The 19,971-nt window shown below is 47.0% G+C and carries 15 protein-coding genes; 7 read left to right on the top strand and 8 right to left on the bottom strand.

Annotated elements, in window-relative coordinates; all coding sequences use genetic code 11:
- The first annotated feature begins 188 nt into the window (after positions 1–188).
- From HYX48_05845 to HYX48_05835, 3 genes are all read left to right on the top strand, one after another.
- On the top strand, positions 189–2,744 hold the full coding sequence (locus HYX48_05845; GenBank protein MBI2743423.1) for a hypothetical protein: 2,556 nt from the start codon (positions 189–191) through the stop codon (positions 2,742–2,744).
- Between the two features lie 12 nt (positions 2,745–2,756).
- A complete protein-coding gene (locus tag HYX48_05840; protein MBI2743422.1) occupies positions 2,757–3,701 on the top strand; it encodes a hypothetical protein in 945 nt (314 codons plus the stop codon).
- A 347-nt stretch (positions 3,702–4,048) separates the two neighbouring features.
- Positions 4,049–6,193, top strand: coding sequence for a hypothetical protein (locus HYX48_05835; GenBank protein ID MBI2743421.1), 2,145 nt, complete (start codon positions 4,049–4,051; stop codon positions 6,191–6,193).
- A 181-nt stretch (positions 6,194–6,374) separates the two neighbouring features.
- Here the strand turns inward: HYX48_05835 and HYX48_05830 are convergent, their stop codons facing one another.
- A complete protein-coding gene (locus tag HYX48_05830) occupies positions 6,375–7,388 on the bottom strand; it encodes an aldo/keto reductase (protein MBI2743420.1) in 1,014 nt (337 codons plus the stop codon).
- Positions 7,389–7,518: 130 nt separating this feature from the next.
- On the opposite strand from HYX48_05830, the gene HYX48_05825 reads away from it, so the two are divergent.
- Positions 7,519–8,457 (top strand): RDD family protein, encoded by a 939-nt coding sequence (locus HYX48_05825; protein ID MBI2743419.1) that lies wholly within the window; start codon positions 7,519–7,521, stop codon positions 8,455–8,457.
- On the opposite strand, the gene HYX48_05820 is transcribed toward HYX48_05825, so the two are convergent.
- Positions 8,450–9,049, bottom strand: coding sequence for a GNAT family N-acetyltransferase (locus tag HYX48_05820; GenBank protein MBI2743418.1), 600 nt, complete (start codon positions 9,047–9,049; stop codon positions 8,450–8,452). The two genes, HYX48_05825 and HYX48_05820, sit on opposite strands and share 8 nt — an antisense overlap.
- A gap of 46 nt (positions 9,050–9,095) precedes the next feature.
- On the opposite strand from HYX48_05820, the gene HYX48_05815 reads away from it, so the two are divergent.
- Entirely contained in the window at positions 9,096–9,674 is a 579-nt protein-coding gene (locus HYX48_05815; GenBank protein MBI2743417.1) for a thymidine kinase, read from the top strand.
- A gap of 182 nt (positions 9,675–9,856) precedes the next feature.
- Here HYX48_05815 and HYX48_05810 read toward each other — a convergent pair whose 3' ends face one another.
- Both HYX48_05810 and HYX48_05805 read right to left on the bottom strand, forming a co-directional pair.
- A complete protein-coding gene (locus tag HYX48_05810; GenBank protein MBI2743416.1) occupies positions 9,857–10,996 on the bottom strand; it encodes a tRNA-guanosine(34) transglycosylase in 1,140 nt (379 codons plus the stop codon).
- Positions 10,989–11,648: a queuosine precursor transporter gene (locus HYX48_05805; protein MBI2743415.1), complete on the bottom strand. Its 660-nt coding sequence runs from the start codon at positions 11,646–11,648 to the stop codon at positions 10,989–10,991. The genes HYX48_05810 and HYX48_05805 overlap by 8 nt, the downstream gene beginning before the upstream one ends.
- A 72-nt stretch (positions 11,649–11,720) precedes the next feature.
- On the opposite strand from HYX48_05805, the gene ndk reads away from it, so the two are divergent.
- On the top strand, positions 11,721–12,197 hold the full coding sequence (ndk, locus tag HYX48_05800) for a nucleoside-diphosphate kinase (protein MBI2743414.1): 477 nt from the start codon (positions 11,721–11,723) through the stop codon (positions 12,195–12,197).
- A gap of 102 nt (positions 12,198–12,299) precedes the next feature.
- Here ndk and HYX48_05795 read toward each other — a convergent pair whose 3' ends face one another.
- Positions 12,300–12,800 carry a disulfide bond formation protein B gene (locus HYX48_05795; GenBank protein ID MBI2743413.1) on the bottom strand — a complete coding sequence of 167 codons (501 nt, stop codon included), beginning with the start codon at positions 12,798–12,800 and terminating at the stop codon, positions 12,300–12,302.
- A 6-nt stretch (positions 12,801–12,806) separates the two neighbouring features.
- Positions 12,807–13,832 carry a transporter gene (locus HYX48_05790; GenBank protein MBI2743412.1) on the bottom strand — a complete coding sequence of 342 codons (1,026 nt, stop codon included), beginning with the start codon at positions 13,830–13,832 and terminating at the stop codon, positions 12,807–12,809.
- Positions 13,833–13,909: 77 nt separating this feature from the next.
- On the opposite strand from HYX48_05790, the gene HYX48_05785 reads away from it, so the two are divergent.
- Complete coding sequence (locus HYX48_05785) at positions 13,910–14,236, top strand: hypothetical protein (protein MBI2743411.1); 327 nt, start codon at positions 13,910–13,912, stop codon at positions 14,234–14,236.
- Positions 14,237–14,354: 118 nt separating this feature from the next.
- Here the strand turns inward: HYX48_05785 and HYX48_05780 are convergent, their stop codons facing one another.
- Together HYX48_05780 and HYX48_05775 are read right to left on the bottom strand one after the other, a co-directional pair.
- Complete coding sequence (locus HYX48_05780; GenBank protein ID MBI2743410.1) at positions 14,355–15,251, bottom strand: glycosyltransferase family 2 protein; 897 nt, start codon at positions 15,249–15,251, stop codon at positions 14,355–14,357.
- A gap of 98 nt (positions 15,252–15,349) precedes the next feature.
- A complete protein-coding gene (locus HYX48_05775) occupies positions 15,350–19,963 on the bottom strand; it encodes an RHS repeat protein (GenBank protein MBI2743409.1) in 4,614 nt (1,537 codons plus the stop codon).
- Positions 19,964–19,971 lie beyond the last annotated feature (8 nt).

Genomic DNA, 19,971 nt, shown 5'->3' with positions numbered 1-19,971 from the left:
CAGCATAAATTCAAAAATTTATAACGTATCAGCTTTTTATTTAACGTTGTAGTTTTAATTAAGTTTTATTTATAATTGTTGTCACATTTGAAAGAGATTCAATTAACAACTAAAGATTGTGGGTTATTATGAGCACAAGCGGAGTTTCAGAATTCAGAGTTGAGATAGCGCCGAAAAAAGTTTGCCCCGTGCACGCTTCCTCGGAAGGCGTAACTCCTTTAGATCCTGAGTATGCAATATTCCGAATGAACGAGGTTTTTGCCGGGCTCGAAGACCGTATTCCTGCAACAACTCAAGCTTTAACTGATCCTCATTTCCAGCCGCCTGTGGTTCTTGTTGGGGATAGTGGAGAGGTCAGACACACCTATCAAGAGTGGATCCGAGAAGCTGAAACTCAATTATTGAACAAGCTTCCTGCAGAAGAGACAGAACCAGGTCAGGCTGACGCTCCAAGACCTCCACGCAATCCTCTTAATTACATCCCTCAGCTAGTTGCATTAAAGTCTAAAGAGGTCGATCTGCTCCTGCAGCAGCTGATTGCTTTAAGATACCGCACTGGGCAATTTACGGAGAGCCAGACTCAGATCAACCAGCAAGCTCGTGCTCTCTATGTCATGGATAACGGGATGGTCGTTCCAGACCAGGTTATGCCGGAAGCAGATGCCGAGGAGCAGCAAGCTCAGGATAAGGTTGATAACCGCTATAATCAGCTGGCTCCGATCATTAAAAGATACAAGGCCTCTACTTCGATCTATCCTAGAGAGAAGACGACTCCCGCTCCAGAGCTCACTCAGCGTGATGTTCAGCAGCTTAGAAAACTTTGCATGAGATACCCTCTTTTTGCAGACCTGCTTATTGCGCGCAACCAGGGCGAAAATGCGGGAAAGGATGCGTTGAGCGCAGACTGCATTAAATTCTGCTTTCGCTCTGGCTGCTCTGTAGGTGTCTTTGTAAAAGCTCCCAATACCCGCGTTGAGATCAGTTATGCTCACTTAGATAAACGCACAGGAGCTGTTGATAGTCATAGGGGAATTAAATTTGCAAAACAGACGCAAGATGCCCACTCTCCGCGCGTTGTCTGTATGAAGATGAACCGAGAGTTTGTCCCTATTCAGGGAAGCCAGAATAAACAGAGAGTTGTTCATCTTCCAAATCTTGCAGACCCTACAAAAGATGACTACACACCTACTGTTGCAGACATTCTCAAACAGTTTAAAGAGAAGACCACTCTCTACGGAAATGTCGAATATATTTGGGACCATGGAGTTGCCAATTTCGATGCGATTAAACTCGGCTCCTACGATCCAGTTTCTAAAAAAGTGATTCCTCTTGCTGTGAGCGTGGAAGGTACACCGAGAGCGCAGAGAATAAAGCTTTTGGAGACTCTTCCCGCTCTAACAGTGATTACAGAAGAAGAGTTAGAACAGCGTTATGCAGGCCAGCGTATCCCTGGTAGAAATGAGTTTGGTTTTGCTGTAAAAGCCACGCGCACTAGACCAAATCGAGATATTGCTGACAACCATGCCCTAGTGGAGCTTGTTGTTCGACAGACGAATGGAACTTACAAGATCTACGATATTGGGATGCAGCCGCTTGTCATGCCGCAGTGCACATTAGATAAGGCGCTCTCTCTTGGCGATACGCAAGAGGCGGGGATTCACATTGTCGATGAGTCGGGCTACTTGTCCCAGAGAGAGACCCACGCTGTTATGCACATCTTTAAAGAGGACAAATTTAACGATCTCGTGCTCAAAATTCGAGACAAGATCGTCGCGGGGAGAAACGGGAATTTAGTCTTTCAGCCTACCGGGGAGAACTGCGCTCACTTCGTAATGAGCCTTGTGTATGAGTTTATCACGATTCATCTTAAGAGACCGTTAGATACTGTTGCGCGTGCAATCATGAACCGTGATGCGGGATGGGATCAGAATGAGGTCGGTGATCTCATTGAACAGGCCCTCTTCTATTTTAATGATGGAGCCTTAGAAAAACTGCTCGATACGATTCTTACTTCCACTCTTGGAAACACTTCTCTTACTACGGCAAACATCGGACATCTCATGATGCTCGTAGGTGGAGCTATAGATCTACTAAGTGTCACAGTGATGAAGGATGAAGAAACATGGAATCCCAAAGTAAAAAAAGAGGAGCTCAAGCGTCTGCTTGAAGAGTTCCAGAATGCTGAAAAAATAACTCCTGAAGAGAGACAGGCCTTCGCTTCAGAGCTAAAGGGCTGGTTAAAGCAGCTGGTAACACTAGCTGTACGTGGACAGCAGTACTATAAAACAGGGATGTTTGAAGCCGAATACAACAACTTCATCGGCTATCTGATCACAGGAATGGGCATGATCCCCTGGATCTGGTTAAGAAATGCAGTCTGGGAGGTGTTCACATTTCTTTTTCTCTGGTCGTTCAGATGGCGCAATGTTACCTACCAGAAGGTGGTCGGAGAGAAAACGGTAGATGTAGCTGGGAGCAAATCTGTGAGAACCAGTGGGTACTGGACGCAGGATGAGCTCATCTTCAACCTGCCGGCTAGTCTATTTGAATATAACAAGAAAGCTCCTGTTATGAGAAGTGAGGTTACGGAGCTTACCTCTAAATTTGCCTTGCGGCATTTTCCTCAGAGTCACGTGCGTGCGCCTTCAGAAGGAAGCGCAGAAGCAGCTGGCTTGGGGTTAGAGAGAAAAGAGTCGGGGCCAGCGCTACCGCCAGGGTCTCCATTAGTAACAGCAACAGCATAATACAGGAGTAGTATGAGTAGTGAAACAAAAGCAGCGATAGGCGCAGGACCTGCAGCGCAACTTTCTTATTTAGACAGTCTTGCCATCAGAGCAGCTCAATTTGACGTCGAAGAGGCGCGTTTAAGTGGTGGTTCAGGAAGTGTAGTTGCAGTAAATAGCGTCGCATTAGGTTGCATAGATCAGCTCGTCCACTTCGTGCTGCGCTATATCACCTACATCGTCTATCCCTACTACGATGAGTTCTACGAAAATACAAAGTTTGCACGTTTTGATAGTGCACACTTGCAGCGTCCAGTTTTTCAAGAGTCTCTCTACAGAGATGCGACTCTCTTCATCCACAGATTTATCGCAGATCCTACAGGGATCGGGTCGCTCTTCCCGAGCTCGAGCGGCCTTGTTGCTGCTATCACAAGAAAGATCTCTGAAAAACAGGCAGAAAAACCTGGAGGCATTCGCATCTGTGAAGCGGGCGCAGGCTCTGGATCTTTCACGCAAGGGATTGTAGACAAGCTAAGACCTCAAGATTTTGCAGATATTATCGAGTTTGATAAAGATCTAGCAGCACTTCTCGATAGAAAATTTGGCCACTTGCCAAACGTAAAGATTCATCATGTGGATATCTTAAAGTTCAAGCAGGCTAACTATGATTGCGTAGTTTCTGGGCTTCCTTTGAATACACTGTCTGGGGAATTTGCCATTGCAGCGCACGACAAGTACGAAGCGCTTGTCAACGAAGGCGGCAGCGTCTCTTATTTTGAGTACATGCTTCTTCCGAGAATTAAGCAGCTGTTTCTCTCGTGCTTCTGCGCTTCTGCAGACTTTGACCGCGTAGTTAATGATAAAGCGCGGTTTATGGAAGTTCACAATGCAGAAACCGATGCGGTCTACTTGAACATGACACCTGCATGGGTTCAACACTGCACAGTGACCCTAACTGACGACGTTAGAAATCCATAACTTGTAAGTCTCAAAAAGGCCTATCTCAACTCTTGAGATAGGTCTTTTTTGTTTCATATCAGTCTTATTTGATCGATTACAAAGATTAACGCCAAGCCGCAGAGGCGCAGAGACGCGGAGAAAATCGAAAATTTTTCAGAAAAATATAAATTTTTGCGTCTTCGCGGCTTGGCGTCTTTGCGTTTTTTTTCTAATCGCTAAGTTTTTAAATAAATACTTTCCATGTCTAAAAATTTTAATAGTTAATAACAAATTGTTACATTTGTATAATTATTAGTTTAATTGATTTTGATATTAGTGTTAGCTTAGTCTGTGTTATTATTTATTAAAACAACCAGGAATAGACCATGTCATACGACTCATCTCCCATAGCTCCAAGATCTCGCGATACCGGTGGAGCGCGCGTCCCCCTTTTCGAACCTCTTCCTCCTTCGGCACAGTCGGCTCAGGGGGCCGGAGCCGGAGCGGGAGCAGGATCTGCCGCTGGATCGGCCGCGGATCGCACAGCAGTGGCTGCTGCCTCTCCTCTTGCACGCCTACGCAGCCAATCTTCTGGCTCAGACAGCTCTCCTGGTACACCTCATGGAACAAAACGCAAAAGAGAAGGAACAGGTGTAGAAACTTCTCCCGACGAGCGATCTGCACACAGGTTAAAGTTGGAAGATGGCTCTTATGCTAGCGACTACACAGACAAGGGAAAAGATGAGATCTTCGAACCCAGCAAGTCAAAAGAGGTAGATCCACGAGCATTCGCAGGTTTTAGAGGGATGGCTCCTGTTAGACGAACTATTATGCTCTCACCAGCAGGATCGTTGGCAGGGTCTCCGGCAGGAAGTCCGCAAAGGCTTCAAACCTCTCCTCAAAGCAGCTCAGCTGGAGCAGCTGGTGCAGGCGCGGGAGTTGGAGCGGGTTCGCTCGTGTTTAACCAAGACTGGATGAATTCTACTGATGCCGACGAGCAAGATCCTTCTTCTCCAGTTCGAGGAAAACAGAAGACGATCGTCCCGGAAGGATTTCAAGCTCCTCACAACTCCCCTGTAGGTCCATCTGCTCCCCAAAGAGGAAATCCTTCCTACAAGGTTCCTCAGACGCCAGAGCAAGTAAGAAAGATGGTCTCCTCGTTAGATGACTTTGATATCGATGATGATGCCGATGAGCGCATGCCTCCACCTGTTTCAAGAGTTACTGGAGGAAGCGCTGTTAAGATTAGAAGGACGCTGTTAGAGGATCCTATGCCAATGGATGTAAGTGCAGGCTCCGGCTCCGGTGCTGCAGCAGCAAGTTCACCTGCAGGAGCCGCATCAGCTCCGCGTAAATATTGGGACTCTGCTCTTGAATTCAAAGAGACAAAGTTTTTTGGCAGTCCGGACTCCTCTCCGACCGCTTCATCTGCATCGGCTAAACCAGCAGCAGCTATGCAGACGCCGCCTAAAGTGAAAGATCTAATGGCCATTTTAGGGGGAGCGGATTTTCAAAAGCCCTTCACTCCTAAAACGCATAAGAAGGTCAAAGATGGAATGGGTGAGCTTGCAGCACTACAGAAGCAGGGCACTGTTCGAGATCTAATCGAGAGAACTCAGCAGGTTGTCTACAAGAACTTTGGAGGAGGAGCTGCTGCAGGGTCCGTTGAATACCATAGACAGGGAGTGAAAGCGCTTCCAGCTGCTCACAAGATGGTCAAAAATGAAGTTCTGCGCGCACTAAAAGGGCTGCGTACTGCTGGCCAAGGGGCTGGAGCCGGAGCGGGAGCAGGCTCTGGATCTGGCGCGGGTTCAGCTGCTGGTGCGGAGATTCCTCACTTTTTTAATGTCGATCACATCATTTCTGCACAGAAGAAGGGAAAGGCGACACTTGGATTGCACTTCATCACAGATGCCGAGTTTAGAGAGAAGTATGTAGCTACATCGCAAGTTGTAAGCGCAATGTCAGGTGCAATTGCTAGAGACTTTATCATTAAAGGGGACTCTGCACCTGCAAAATTCTCTACATTCTTCCCAGAAGGAATGTTCGGAACTTTCGGCGAACTCATGGAAGCTGTCTATGATGGTGAAGTTGTTGCACTAGAACAGAATCGAATGTTGCTCTCTCTAGATGCTCCTGAGGGACACCTTCTCTCAGAGATCTACCTGCGTGGGAAGGATGAGACGGGAACTGGGCAGGATATCTTCCCCGTATTCGCCTACATCAACTATCTCGACAATCAGAGCTACACAATCGCTAACGGAGTTACTGTAAATTCTGATATGCTGTTTAAAATGGCGTGCGATTCCCTTATGAGAGTATCACTTGTGATGAGCAAAGAGTGCCCGTTAAAGTACCTTACAAGAAATAAGGACGGAACCGCTGACCTTATTTTTGATATTGCGCCTCTGCTCAAGACTGTGAAATCGGGTATCCTTCTCCAGATCTCCAGCGAGCAGTTCTCTGGTGATAAAAAGCTGAAAGCTCAGATGAAAAACATTCTCGAGTTCTGGGGCACCGAAGACGATTAGTGTGGGCCCGCCTGGGAAAATGGACATTAATAGACAGGAAATGGACGAAAAACGGACAAGAAATGGACAGGCAGGCAAGAGGGAGGGAAAGAATTCTTTCTCTCTTAAGCGCGTGTCCGTTGCCGTCCGTTTCCTGTCCGTTTTTGTCTGTTTACGTCCATTTCTTTTCCGAGCGCTTCCCCTAGGCCGCAGGCCTTCTTCTTCGCGTGGGCGGGCCGAAGTAGGTCGAGATATCCTGAGGGTGGTTGATGGTTCTTTTTAAGATCTCATCGACCGCCTTTTTTGTCTCTTCTGTCACATGCCAGTTAAAGAGCTGATCGAGCGGCGCTAGTTGCTCGGGACGTCTTGCTCCCCAGATGGCAATCTCAACTCCCTGATCTAATATCCAGCGGATGGCGAGCTCGAGAAGAGTCTTGTTGTGGTTTTTTTTGGCTAGCTCGGCGAGCTCTTTTGCCGCTTGAAGATACTCTTCGAATGCAGGGGATTGAAACTTGCGGTCGAAATCTTTTCTAAGATCATCTCCATGAAAGACGCGTTTTTGGCTCATTTTTCCGCTAAGTAGACCGCGGCAGAGCGCGCTGTAGGTCATCAGAGTGATCTTCTCTTTTTTGCAGTAGGAGAGAAGTCCGCTTTCGATCTCTCTTTCGAAGAGATTGTAAGGGTCTTGACAGAAGTGGCACGGAGCGATCTTGCGAAACAAAGAGCACTGCTCCTCGTTGAAGTTGCTTAAACCGATCGAACGGATCTTTCCTTCTTGGTAGAGGCGTTCGATGAATCTTGCTGTCTCTTCAATAGGCGCCAAAGGATCGGGCCAGTGCAAAAAATAGATGTCGATATAGTCGGTCTGAAGCCTTTTTAACGAGTTGTGAAAATCTCGTTCTAGGAAGGCTGGAGTTAGGTTGCGCACGACATTGTGGTCTGGAAGAAATTCGAGGCCGCCTTTTGTCGATAGGACGATCTTATCGCGTTTTTTGCTCTCTTGGATCGCTTTGCCAACAAACTTTTCGGAGACCCCTGCTCCATAGGCTGGAGCTGTATCTAGGACGTTAATGCCCCGTTCAAGAGCTGAAAGAATGGTGGCAATAGACTCTTTTTCGCTTGTTCCTCCCCATGAGGAGCCTCCAATCGCCCAGGTTCCCAGGGCCACACGAGAGAGCTTTTTTTCGGGAAAGAGGGGAGAGGAGACGTACTCCATATTTTACCTATTTTTTCTTTTCTTGGCTTCTATCACTCAATGACTTAGGAGTCAAATTAAAATTTTAACTTTATTGACTTATATGGAAAATTAGGGTAAACTGATGCCCTTTAATGAAAAACGAGGCCTTATGAAAGTAGAACCAAAACAGCCCCCTTCGACGTTTACTCGCATATGTGCGAGAGTAGTCGATTATTGCCTGTTTTTCGGCTTTGGGCTGCTATTTTCCCTCTCATTGCCCATAGAGGTGGATAGGCTCTCTTATCTCTTTTACGCCCTTCTAGTGCCCTCCCTATTCGTTCCTGTAGAAGCTTGGTTATCAAGCACTTGGGGAAAAACCCTCGGTCAGGCCCTCCTCGGCATCTCCGTCCATAAGAAGGATGGCTCGATGCTCTCGTTTAAAGAGGCATTAAATAGAGCGATGTTTAAGAAGCAGGCCCCTGGTCTGCTCACTCAAAAGGAGCCAGGGCTGCTCCGCAAGCTTAGCGTTTACGCGATTGCCGCCTCTCTTCTCGTTATTTCTATTTTAAGTAAAGAGATCACCGATTCAACGATCGGGGGAGAGCAGCAGCAGAAGATCTCTGGTTGGGTTCAATACACCTCGAAAGAGGCGGGTTTTAAGGTCGAGTTTCCCAATAAGCCTAAAGTAGAAGAGGTGGCTATTGAGGTTACAAACTCAGACAAACCTGTTAACTACAGCGAGATTAAGAGCGAGGGCTCTTCTAAAGTGACCTATGCAGTCAGCTATATCGATATTCCCAAGAAGTGGGGATTTGTAAGCTCAAAGCGTATTCTTCGGGGCGTAATGGATGTGATCTTGAAGCTTCAGCCTGGAAGCGAACTTGTAAGTCGCGAGTTCACTTCGCACAAAGAGTTCTCTGCAATGGATTTTAACTACAAGAGTGGAGATGAAGTGGTCTCCGGTAGATTAATTAAAGTGGGCCTCAGGCTGTTTAAGCTGACGATCTCCTATCCGATGAACACCGAAGAGAAGCACATCTCTCGCGAGTTCCTAAACTCTTTTGATACGGAAAAGCAAGCAGCTGAAACTGCCGCTGTCTCTAAATAGTTTTAACCCAGAAGACCATTGGCTTGTCGGAGTTTTTTTCTGTTCCGATATCTAACCATCCCATCGGGTTTGTGAGTTCTGGGTGTTTGACATAACCTCTTTTTTTCCAGAAGTCGTCTAAAGGAATGTAGTCATCGGGCTTAAGTGTATCTTGCTCTGGGCGCAAGACTGTGCAGAAGCAGATCTGCTTATATTTTTGGAGGCTTTTGACATGAGCTTCACGGACGTCGAAGAAGTGGTGTCCGATTCCGCGTCCTCGATACTTCTTAAGCAGCATCGATTCGCTGAAGTAGTAGTAGGGGGAGGGGTCTATTTTGCGATCAGTAAAGACCTTTTTGACCTCGTCGCTCTCTTCTTCCAAAGGAATTCCGGTTGATGCACCTACAATTTCAGATCCATCAAAGACGATTACAACCATCGCTTCTTTACAATTTGAGTATTTTCTTAAATACTCAGTTTCAGAATGGATATCATCCTCATAAAGGTAGGGGTAGTCGCGAAAGATTTCAACGCGCAGCCTTGCAATTCCTGGAAGATAGGTCTTTATTGCAGAACCAGTGAACTTGCAGATCTTTATGGTTGACTGTGGCATAACACATACTTTTAAGTAGTTTCATAACTTATCCAGAGAGAAAATTATGGCCAAGCTTTATTTTAGACACGGTACTGTCGGAAGTGCAAAGACACTTAATCTTCTCGCTGTAGCGCACAACTATCGCCAGCAGGGCAAAGAGGTTCTTCTATTCAAACCGGAGATGGACGAGCGATTTGGCCGCAATACGATTCGCTCCAGAGCGGGTTTGGAGATGAGTGCAGATCTCCTTATCAATCAACAGACAGATCTCTCTAATGTCGAATTCGATGGAATTAGCTGCGTTCTTGTAGATGAAGCGCAATTTCTCTCAGCTAAAATTATCGATCAGCTTCGTGAAATTACACTCTCTAAGCGTATTCCTGTTATCTGCTACGGTCTAAGAACAGATTTTCGTTCAAAACTCTTCGAAGGTTCAATGCGTCTAATGGAGCTTGCCGATTCGATTGAAGAGGTGAAAGCGACCTGCCATTTTTGCGAGAGAAAGTCGATCATGAATCTAAAGCATGTCAATGGCACTGCAACGCTTGACGGGCCGACCGTTCAGCTCGGCGCCGAGGAGAAATACTACCCCGCTTGCTTCAACTGCTACAAGCACCAGCTCTGCAACTTAGCTGTAAACTAGTAGAGTATAGGAGGAGTTTACACAGAGATCACAGAGAGAGAAAGAAAACCTAGATTTTAACAAGATCCGCTTCGCTGGCAGGATCGACGCTCGCCGCGCCGGCAGGATAGGGGAAGGTCCGGAGATCCTGCCGCCGAAGGCGATCCTGCCAGCGAAGCGGATCCTGTTTTTTTAAATCTCTTTTAGAGGAGGTCGTTGAGGATGGCAGCGCGGTAGCGCTCCATCAGGCGAACCATGAAGTGTAGATTGTGGAGAGAGGCTAGGGTGAGAGCTGTAACCTCGCGCGCTTTGAAAAGGTGATGAAGATAGGCGACGCTATACCGCTTGCACGTAAGGCACTCGCACTCCTTGCATGGTGGGCCAAAGTTTGTGGCTGCTTCGCCTTTGGTGACATTGAGATTGCCGTTTTGTGTAAGGAGGAGGCCATGCCTTGCAGCGCGCGTGGGATAAGAGCTATCAAACGTATCAATACCTAGAGGGATCGACTGCTGGATCGATTCGAGGTCTCCAATCCCCAATAAGTGAACAGGTCTTTCGGGAGGCAAGTGGGGCATTGCAGTGGAGAGCATCTCATGCATCTCCATGCGGTTTTTTCCCATGCTGCCCCCGATGGCAAAGCCATCGAACTCCATCGAAGAGAGCACGTTGCAACTCTCTTTGCGCAGCTCAGGATCTACTCCTCCATGAACCACCCCATACATTGCCTGATTTTGAGGGTTTTTGAGGTGCGCTTCAAGTGAGCGCGCCTCCCAGCGGTGGGTTCTCGCAAGAGATCTCTTTAGGTTTTCTGGAGCGAAGTGGTAGGGAGGGAGCTCATCGAATGGGATGATGATATCCGCTCCTAGATCCTTCTGCGCCGCAATAGAGCTCTCTGGGGTGAGCAGGATCTTCTTTCCATCTCGGTAGGAGCGGAAGAGAACTCCCTCTTCTGTAATTTTTAAGACGCTGCCGCTCTCTTTCTTTGTTCCGCGGCTTTTGAGCTCGTCTGCAACGGAGCCGTAAGCGAGACTAAAGACTTGAAATCCCCCAGAGTCTGTGATGATCGGCATCTGGCGGTTGATGAAATTATGCAGCCCTCCAGCTTGCCTTACAACCTCTGTTCCCGGTTGGAGCATCAAATGGTAGGTGTTGCAAAACATAAGCTGCAGGCCGATCTCACTTACCAGTACATTATCGAGGGCTTTCAGAGTGCCATTTGTTCCAACAGCCACAAAGTTGGGCGTATCAATAACTCCGTGCGGGGTGTGAATCTTTCCTACACGGGCCTTAGATTTTTTAGAGGTGTGTAGGAGCTCAAAGGAGAAGCAGAGTGTACTAGTCATAAACCCAGCGTTTAAGAAGTGAAAGAGCAGGCATCATCACGAAGATGATAAGCAGTTTAATAAGGAAGCTAAATAGAAGAATGTCGCCCGCTGAGGTAACGAGGCCATAGAGCCCCAAAAAGGTGAAGAGCGAGGTATCTAAAAGTTGAGAGATAATAAGAGTGAAAGTGTTGCGAAAAGGAAAGGAGGCGGAGGGCATGAGGTTCTTTGTCCAGCCATAGAGGCGGACGTCGAGCTGTTGAACGATCAAAAAAGTGAGTAGGGAGGCGATTAAAAGCCGGGGTGTTGCGCTAAGTACTGTGAGGAAGGAGGCTTGCGTTGCATCTCCCGAGCTTGGTATGTAAATGAGGTGGAGCCCTGCCATGAGAGCAAAGAAGATCATGACGAAAAAGCAGATCCATGCTGCGCGCTTTGCGCTCTCTTGGCCGAAGTACTCTTGAATGAGGTTTAATCCCAGAACGCTTCCGATAGCATAGACATCGCTGCAGGTTACCGTGAATCCGAAAAGGGATGTCTGCTTGATTACAAAAAGGTTGGCAAGTACAGCCTGCAGAGCAACCCAGCTGATCAGCGCCTCTTTGCCTAGCTTGAGAGCTCCCCAAGCAAAGATGAGCACGATTATCAGATGCGATAGGAATAGAATTTCATTCATACAGGTATCCCTCGATTATCCGAGAAATCAAATGCTGGAGAGTATAACATCTACGCGAAATGTAGGAGACATATGAAAAAATTTTTTACTCTTTTTAGTGCACTTTTTGCTTTAACAGCTTCCATTAATGCCGAACAGACCCTCTCAATCATTAAACCGGATGCAGTAGCAGCAGACCATATTGGCGCGATCATCGACCGTTTTGAGCAGAATGGGCTTAAAGTTGTGGCTCTTAGAATGGAGAAGCTCTCAAAGAAGCAGGCTCAAGAGTTCTACGCGGTGCATAAGGGCCGTCCCTTCTACAACGACCTCGTCGCTTACATGACATCGGGTCCTGTTGTGATTCAGGTTTTAGATGGTAAAGATGCCGTTGCTGTAAACCGCAAACTGATGGGAGCGACCAATCCCAAGCAGGCGGAGAAGGGGACGATCCGCGCCGACTTTGGCACGGGAATCGAGCAGAATGCAGTGCACGGGTCTGATAGCCTAGAAAATGCAAAAAAAGAGATTAGCTTCTTCTTCAAACCAGACCAGATCTATAAGAACTAGCCTCTAATCGCTCTTAAAAATTTTTATATATAAAAATTTTTGCGTCTTCGCGACTTGGCGTCTTTGCGTTAATCTTTTTAGTCGATCAAATTTCAAAGAAATCTATTTACGCAGCATGACGATGACGATGTCGGCAATCACAACTAACAGGACATAGAGGAAGGCGAACCGCTCTAAATATTTTAAAAATTTAGAGTGGGTCTGCTTCTCTTTATGCTTAGAAAGAAGAGTGCTGGCTATCAGAATTAGGACGAAAAGGGTGATAAGAGCCCAGGTGTAAAGCGAGTAGCCTACCAGCGGAGATTCGGATTGAGGGAAGACGGGGCAGTCGGTCAAGCAGAACTGTCTCCATGAGATCGCAGCTCCAAAAAAGCAGCTTAGAAGCGAGATCCCGTGGTGCATTAACTTCACGCCAAAGCGGAAGTTTAAGAGCTGTCCTACCGCTACACCAATCATCGCAACTCTCTGTAAAAGACAGAGAGGGCAGGGCGCTTCATTTCTAATGGCTTGATAGCCAAATCCTGCGGTCACAACACTTGCGAGAATAATGACCAGTAATACGGAAAGAACTCGGCTTGCATTTTGAATTGTGAATTTTTTCATCGTATCCTACCAGTTAAAGACGTAGCTGACGCTGAGAATGCCCGAGATGAATTTGCTGGTATTGCGTCCATAGACATCAAACCAGACGCCGCCAATAAAATTGAGATTTGGGCTCGGGTTATACTCTAAGGCAGGAGCTAAGCTGAGCTGGTCGCTGGAGCCGCCACCCACTTTCGCAACAGTGCCATCGGCATTTCTTCCGCGCTTTCCACTAAAAGTTGTCTTATTTGCCCAGACGTAGACGAGGTCTGTTGCGAAGACCCATCGCTGTGTGAAGCTATACTCAAATGCCGCGTTTGCAGATGAGTTGTTTCCTGGATTTACCTTTCCTCGCGTTCCATAGCCTCCGCCATAGCTGTTGAATCCGTGCACTTCGACTCTTGATGGAACGGTATAGGTGTAGGTTGCTCTAAGGTTCATCGGATGCTTAAACGACCAGAAGACGAGCTTGCTAATTCTAAGACCAAATGCGCTCTGATAGGAGCCTCCGCCTGTAGAGTCGAGGCCTAATTTATGAGGACTTAGTCTCTGGTAGCGGCCAGTGGGGAAGGTCTCTGTGAATGTCGCCTTAATTGCTGGTGTATGGAGTCCTTCGACCATGATTGGGAATCCGAGAGAGATCGAGCTGTCTCCAAAGCCTCCACTATGTTTATGTCTCTGCCAGTTAACATCACCTTGGATGCTGATGCTCATGTCCAGCCAGTCTGTGATTCCAAATTGAAATGGAGAGATAGAGGGGTTGAAGTTAACTCTGCTCGGTGTGTCCACTGTCTTGCGATCCTCATCCCAAACAGCATAGTTGTCCGTAACAAAGACGTAGGGCTGAATCAGGGCTGAACCAGGGGCCATCATGTGGGCGCCGCCGGTGAGCAGTGGGCCCGCATACCAGGGGTTGAACATCTCCTGGGCCTCTTTAAACAGCTTCTCATCGTATGAGAGCTCTTGCTCGATCTCTTCAGGGGTCTTCTGGTAGCCCTGGTCTGCGATTAGAAAAGAGGGCAAAATTACGAGTCCAGCCAAAATAGATTTCATAAAACCTCATTTTTTATTTGATTCTAACGGAATTTTTTGAGAAGTAAAGAGGAAGATCAACAAAAAAAAGGTCGAACATGTCAAATATTCAAGGGCCCGGTAAACCAGACCATCACGATATTCAAATGTACGCTCAAGAGTATAAACGGGGAATCGATCTATTTCAGCGCGCACTCATCGAATATAACTCTGCAGATGAGGTTCACAAGAAAGACGCGTTTCGCGAAGTGATGGATAGAGCTCTCCAAGTTCTTAACGAGACGGCTCAAGGGATGAAACGCGATGATCTCGTCGCGCAAAATCAGAAGATCGCTCAAGATTTTCAGACCTACCAGAACTCTCATAGCCCTAAAGATGAGAAGGTCTTAGAAAAAGATCTCAATCAGGCGCGCCGCGCCCTCTGACCTTTTTACAAGAGAAGAAGAATAAAGATATTACACAGAGATCACAGAGAAGAGTAATGATTTTCTTCTCCTCTTTCTCTCATGTCTCTGTGATCTCTGTGTAAATTCTTAACTCTCCTTAAAGTGAGCCTGGAAGGGACTTAAGCGGTTGGTAGGGGAGTGAAGCGCGAATTGCGTTTGCACACTGTTCCTGAAGGGCAAAGTTGACCTTATGGTCGTTTAAGGGATTTGTGCGGTTGTAGAGATAGAGGATGTCTGAGACAAACTGTGCATGCCTACCCGACATCTCTAGTAGAGGGAACATCATTGCAAGATCTCCGGCCATCGGGTAGAAGTTGCCTTGATATAGGAGATCGTCGTATTTAATCTGTTTGAAGAGGCCCGCATAGAAGGTTCTTAAGTGTGAAGAGACCCAGGGTGCCTTTCTAAAACTATTCTGCTTTACAACTTTATCGGGAATTTTCTTGCAGCTAACAACCGACTGTTTGTAGGTGGGGTAGTCTAGGTAGTTTCCGTAAGTCATCCAGACATCGCCTTTCGAATAGATCCGATTGAGTTTAACTAGCACCTCGTCGTGCGCTAAGAAGTCGTCTCCATCCAGCGCAACGATAATCTCATTATCCCTACAGGTGTGAATCGCATGATAGAAGTTTGAAAGTGCGCCTCTATTCTTTTCATTGCGGATGAGAGTAAAGCGCTCCTGCTGTCCACTCTTTTCTACTAGATCTTTCGCCTTTGCAAAAGTGTCATCAGGAGAGCAGTCGTCGATATAGATAACGCGATAATTTTTGTACTTCTGCTCAAAAACTGAGCGTAGATTTTTTTCGCAAAAGCTGCTGTTTTTATATGAGGGGATTACAATAACAAAGGGCTTCTCTTCCAATACAAGAGAACTTTTTGAACGCGAGGAGACTTTTTTTTCTGTCTTGAAGAATCGAGCTCCTTGCCAAACAGCCGCAGCTGCAACAAGGAGTATAAAGACGCCTAGTACGTATCTAATCTTTTTTGCCCACATGAACCTGTCCTACTATTTCAAACTGATGATTTTTTAAACGGCCCCTCGCCGCAATCCCGGCTCTTTAGGGCCAGGTCTAGGTTCATTAGGCCTCTAGATTATTTTTTTGGATCTGGAGTTAACCAGTGTCCTGTCTTTGGATCATAGTAGCGCTTGCCGTAGTAAACGAGGCCGGTCTCACTATCCATTCGCTTGGATGCAAAACGCCAGGGTTGTGAAATACGCGGAGCGCGCTTCTCTTCCGCAAATAAGCTAATCTGATAGCTCTCTACGAGGGCGCGTTTTTCCGGAGAGACAACCGCGCTGAGGTTGCCTTGCAAGTCGTATATCGTCGCATAGGTCTCTCCTGGGAGCTCAATGGCGATAGAAGTAGAGACATCTCCTTGCTGCGTCCTGCCCGAGACGCGTAGTTCGATGAGTTCTCCTGCACTATTTGCCGCTGCGATCTCAGCCATATCATCATAGAGAAAGGCCACCTTCTCTTTTTCAACCCATTTTCCACCCTGCCAGACGTAGGCAACTTTATCCTGTCTGCGGTCCATGCTGTCGTAGCTAAAGCTGAGTCTCCAAGATGAAGGAGCAGTAACCTCAACGAGACGATCTAACGCGTCATAACGGAAAAGGGTCTCCTCATTCAACGAGCGTTTGGAAGTGAGATTGCCGCACTTATCATATTGATAGGTCGCATCTGGCGTTGAAAGAAGCTGATCTAAAACATCAACTTGGTAGCTAGAGCCATCTTTGCTTAGACGACTCTTTTGAGAGTCGTAAGTATAGGTGTGTGAAAAGGCTCCCTCCTCACGCACGAGCTGTTGAAGGCTATCGTAACGATATTCTGAAGAGCCCTCATTTTTAGGCGATCTCCAGCTGATTTTTTGGATATTCCCATTGACGTCGAATGCAGAGACCTTCTGTTCAAGCCAGGGTGAGGTGAGGCTAGATTTATGTCCCAAAGGATCGTAGGAGTAGACGACCCTTCCTATCATGCCACCTATCGGTCTCTCTTCTAGGAGATTCCCTGCAAGATCGTATTTGATAAAGTGGTGCATATACATCAGAAGGCCTTCTGTAGAGTGGCGGATCACTCTCTTCAGATATAATGGATCATAACCATACCGGATCAGAGAACCATCTGAAAGAGCCGAACAGGTCTTACGTCCCATGACATCATAGGTGCTTCCCAGTGTTAACCCATTCTCCTGCTCTTCCTTCAGAACCTTGCCATGGTGATTGAGCTCGCGTTTTGTAATCCGTCCACTATTCATATTTGAAGAGGTTAAAAGTTCTCCTCTTCGGTTGTACTCAAATGCGTAGTGGATGGATCCATCGGAAGATTGCAAGCTGATTAAGTTGCCCAGATCATCATAGAGATGCTCCAGGATGACCCCATCAGGCTTGATTTTCTGATGAACTCTTCCTTGAGCAGTGTAGGTATAGCGAGTGGTGCGCTCTACATTCGACCCGTAGCCTTCTATTAATGTAGCAATGCGGTTTAAAGGAGTATATTCCCAACGAGTTTCGACAGATTGAGGAGATCTATCTGCGGCAAACAGAGTGCTGATCTGCTTTGTTAAGTTGTTGGTAATATCATAAAAAAACTCCTCTTTAGAGAGAGGCGAGCCGGAGGCATCCTCCTTTTCGTGGCTGACACGCCTGCCTAGTGCGTCGAAAGTCTCAAAAGTTCTGATGCCTTGAGGCTCTGTAGTGCATTTTCTTAAAACGCGCTGACCTAAGCCATTTTTCCACTGATCATCATATTCGATTTTTGTGACGTGCCCTAGCGCATCAACTCTTTCAATCAGACGATTGAATGCATCGTAAAGGAAGCTCTCTCTAGCCTCCTGGTTGTTTACATAGCGTATGATCGCAGAGGTGTTGCCAGCTCCATCATATTCGAAGCGGACGAGAGAGAGGAGTTTTCCTCTCCTGTTTTCGACGCGCTCTTCGATAAGACGGTCCATAAGATCGTATGTTTTATAGGTTAGCTGGGTGATGTTATCACTTCCTTTTTGGATGCAGCCGACCCTTCCTAAGTTGTCGTAGGAGAATAGAGTTTTCTCATCTTCTACCTCTTCAACAATTTTTCTGCCCGCCCCATCGTATTTATAGTAGGTTACCACTCCCTCGGCATCGGTCTTTGATAGGAGGTTAAATGCATCGTAGGTCATCTCTTCTTGGGCAAGAAGATCACCAGCTGCCGATTGAATTTTTTTGCAGACTACTCGACCCGCGTAGTCATAAGTATAGTGGGTCTCTACTCTGCCAGCATTGATATGGGTTTTCAACTTCCCATCCAGAGTGTAGATGAATCTCTCTTCGCTCTTGTCAGTGTAGATGATGTGGATTGGCTCACTACGAGAGTTGTAGATTGTGGTCGTGAGCTCTCTTTTTGAATTAGTCACATGAGTGGCATTTCCAAGAGCATCATACTGTTTATATAAGGTTGGGTTGGATGCCTTATTGTCATCCTCCTGGACTAAAGGAGAGAGCTGAATAAGCTCGTTGCCACTACTGTCATAAACAGAGCGCGTCTCATTGCCCTGCGGGTCCGTTGTTGCAACCCTATTTCCCTTCATGTCGTACTGATATGAGGTCGTTCTAATTAGGCCATCAACATTCTGTTCATTGATCTGTGTAAGGCGGCCAGCAAAGTCGTATTCGAATCCCTGAGAACCCTTGCCGCTGAAATCTTGACTTAAGATCTTATTACCGCTGGAGTCGTAGATGTACTTTGCTACTTGTCCAAGAGCATTGGACTCTTCTAGAAGGTTACCCACGGAGTCGTAACTCTTATTCAATGTATAAACGAGTGTGTTTGATGCATCGTAAACATCTTGACGCGCAACTTCCCCTTCAGGAGAGTAGTGGAAATCTGTGCGTTTCAGTAGTTTTTCTTGCCCGGTGGCGATATCTAAGTAGCGCTCTTCGATTCTCTCTGCAAATCCGATAAACGGTTCACTCTGCTTTGGGACAGTCACTCGAATTTTTCGGGTTGTGACGTCTGTTAAATCTTTTTTATCTACACTGCTGCCGTTATCGGAAATTTCACGGACAAGGATCTGATCTTCATCATACTCATAGAAGTCGCGCTGTTTAATTTTTCCATCTTCCCAAGTCAGTTTGCACTGAACTTGGTCGGTGTTGGAAAGGTAGGAGTAGGTCTCTACACGTCCAGACTCTTCTGCACTTTTTAGTAGAAGGTTGCGCCCGTCTTGAGAGTAGCTGAAATGTTTGGCAGAAAACTCGGCGCCGCTCTCATCAGGAAGACCCTTTGCGTTTAAAGTGACCGGCGTATTTTTCAATCCTGTAAGGTTTCCGTAAAACTTCTCTAGGACTACGTTCCCGTTTGCGTCATACCAGAATCTGCGGCTGTAAACGGGTCTGTTGTTCTGATCCAAAAATGTGCGGCAGAGAAGGAGGCTCTCTTCGCTCGTGCCATCTTCTCCCCATGTGTACTGCTCTGTTGAGAGGAGGTGAACCCCCTTATCGCTGTTTACATGGTTCTGTATTGAAAGAATGCGCAACTTGGGTGAGTAGGTATACACCTTTTTACTCCCGTCGCTCTCTAGTACTTCTGTAACGCCATTGTGCTTCTGCGCAACTGGAGTTTGGTAGATAAAGCTATGTGTTGTGACAAGCGTTTGATCCGCTCCCAGGGGAGCCATGAGAGCTCTGACGCGGTTATATCTTGGATCGCTTCTGCCATCGACGAGAATGTCGACGCCATTCACAAAATTGTGCCTGTTAGTGTAGTAGGCAGCAGCAACAGTCTGGCCTTCGATTACGTGGCGCTGGCTGAGCAGGGGGCTTCGCGCCTTTCGCAGTCCGTGATAATTTATCTCATCCTCTGGAAAGCCTCCAGAGGTGACATGTTCTAAAACAAAGGCTTCGGCTTTTGTCTGATCGTCAACTTTTTTAAATTGATACTTTAGCTTCTTGTTGTTGCTTGTTTCCACTTCGATAAAGCGCGCAAGCTCGGGAGTTTCGATATATTGGAACTTTGCCCAAGCGTATGTCTTAGTGCCCGATGGGTTTGTCGTTCTAATCTGTGTGAGCCTGTTATCTTCATTGTAGTCATAGCGGATGGTGTTGCCATCGGAGAGCCTCTCCCACAGAAGAAAGAATTGTATTGTTTGAAACTCCTTTTCCACATCGGAGTTGTCCTGGTTTGGCATGACGCCGTAGCAGCGCTCTGCGCCGCCCGCTGTATAGATTTTGAGCTCATCCTGGTTTGGAGAGAGGACAACTCTATTGTTTCGAAGGTTACTACGGCCAGAAAGCTCTCCGTGGGCAGTATTTGTAAGCCCTCTTCCATAGAGGTTGACATTGAGTGGGTTGAAGGTGATCTCAGAGCCCTTTTTAATCTTTTTTGTCGTCGAGTAGCTGAGGATGGCACCAGAAGGTTCGGGGATGTGAACCATGTTCCGTGCTGGGTGGATAAAAGTGTAGAGGTGGGGGTGCAGAGACCATTTTGCGAGTTTGCCCTCTGCGTGGCCTCCCATGTAGGAGCGGCAGAGATGGATCGGCTCCTGTCCTTCGATCGTCACATCCTCTTGGATAACAAAAAAGTCTCCCGTCATAGCATTTACACATGAGGAGACGAAGGTCGAGGGTTCGCCCTCTGCGACAGCGACGATCTGGGATCTGTTTGGTCCACAATATCCATCTAATGTGAGAGAGAGAGCGATTGAGCAGGCGAGGAGTTTGTGCATAGCGGTAC

It is taken from the genome of Chlamydiales bacterium (assembly GCA_016185065.1).
Lineage (GTDB): Bacteria > Chlamydiota > Chlamydiia > Chlamydiales > Rhabdochlamydiaceae.
Note: the sequence above shows the minus strand (reverse complement) of the source record. Positions and strands in the feature narration are given on the sequence as shown.

Bases quoted from the DNA above. Each gene is read 5' to 3' on its own strand.
- HYX48_05785 (MBI2743411.1), top strand. From the start codon at position 13,910: ATGTCAAATATTCAAGGGCCCGGTAAACCAGACCATCACGATATTCAA.
- HYX48_05775 (MBI2743409.1), bottom strand. From the start codon at position 19,963: ATGCACAAACTCCTCGCCTGCTCAATCGCTCTCTCTCTCACATTAGAT.
- HYX48_05835 (MBI2743421.1), top strand. From the start codon at position 4,049: ATGTCATACGACTCATCTCCCATAGCTCCAAGATCTCGCGATACCGGT.
- HYX48_05805 (MBI2743415.1), bottom strand. From the start codon at position 11,648: ATGAATGAAATTCTATTCCTATCGCATCTGATAATCGTGCTCATCTTT.
- HYX48_05780 (MBI2743410.1), bottom strand. From the start codon at position 15,251: ATGTGGGCAAAAAAGATTAGATACGTACTAGGCGTCTTTATACTCCTT.
- HYX48_05795 (MBI2743413.1), bottom strand. From the start codon at position 12,800: ATGAAAAAATTCACAATTCAAAATGCAAGCCGAGTTCTTTCCGTATTA.
- HYX48_05810 (MBI2743416.1), bottom strand. From the start codon at position 10,996: ATGACTAGTACACTCTGCTTCTCCTTTGAGCTCCTACACACCTCTAAA.
- HYX48_05840 (MBI2743422.1), top strand. From the start codon at position 2,757: ATGAGTAGTGAAACAAAAGCAGCGATAGGCGCAGGACCTGCAGCGCAA.
- HYX48_05825 (MBI2743419.1), top strand. From the start codon at position 7,519: ATGAAAGTAGAACCAAAACAGCCCCCTTCGACGTTTACTCGCATATGT.
- HYX48_05790 (MBI2743412.1), bottom strand. From the start codon at position 13,832: ATGAAATCTATTTTGGCTGGACTCGTAATTTTGCCCTCTTTTCTAATC.
- HYX48_05830 (MBI2743420.1), bottom strand. From the start codon at position 7,388: ATGGAGTACGTCTCCTCTCCCCTCTTTCCCGAAAAAAAGCTCTCTCGT.
- HYX48_05820 (MBI2743418.1), bottom strand. From the start codon at position 9,049: ATGCCACAGTCAACCATAAAGATCTGCAAGTTCACTGGTTCTGCAATA.
- ndk (MBI2743414.1), top strand. From the start codon at position 11,721: ATGAAAAAATTTTTTACTCTTTTTAGTGCACTTTTTGCTTTAACAGCT.
- HYX48_05815 (MBI2743417.1), top strand. From the start codon at position 9,096: ATGGCCAAGCTTTATTTTAGACACGGTACTGTCGGAAGTGCAAAGACA.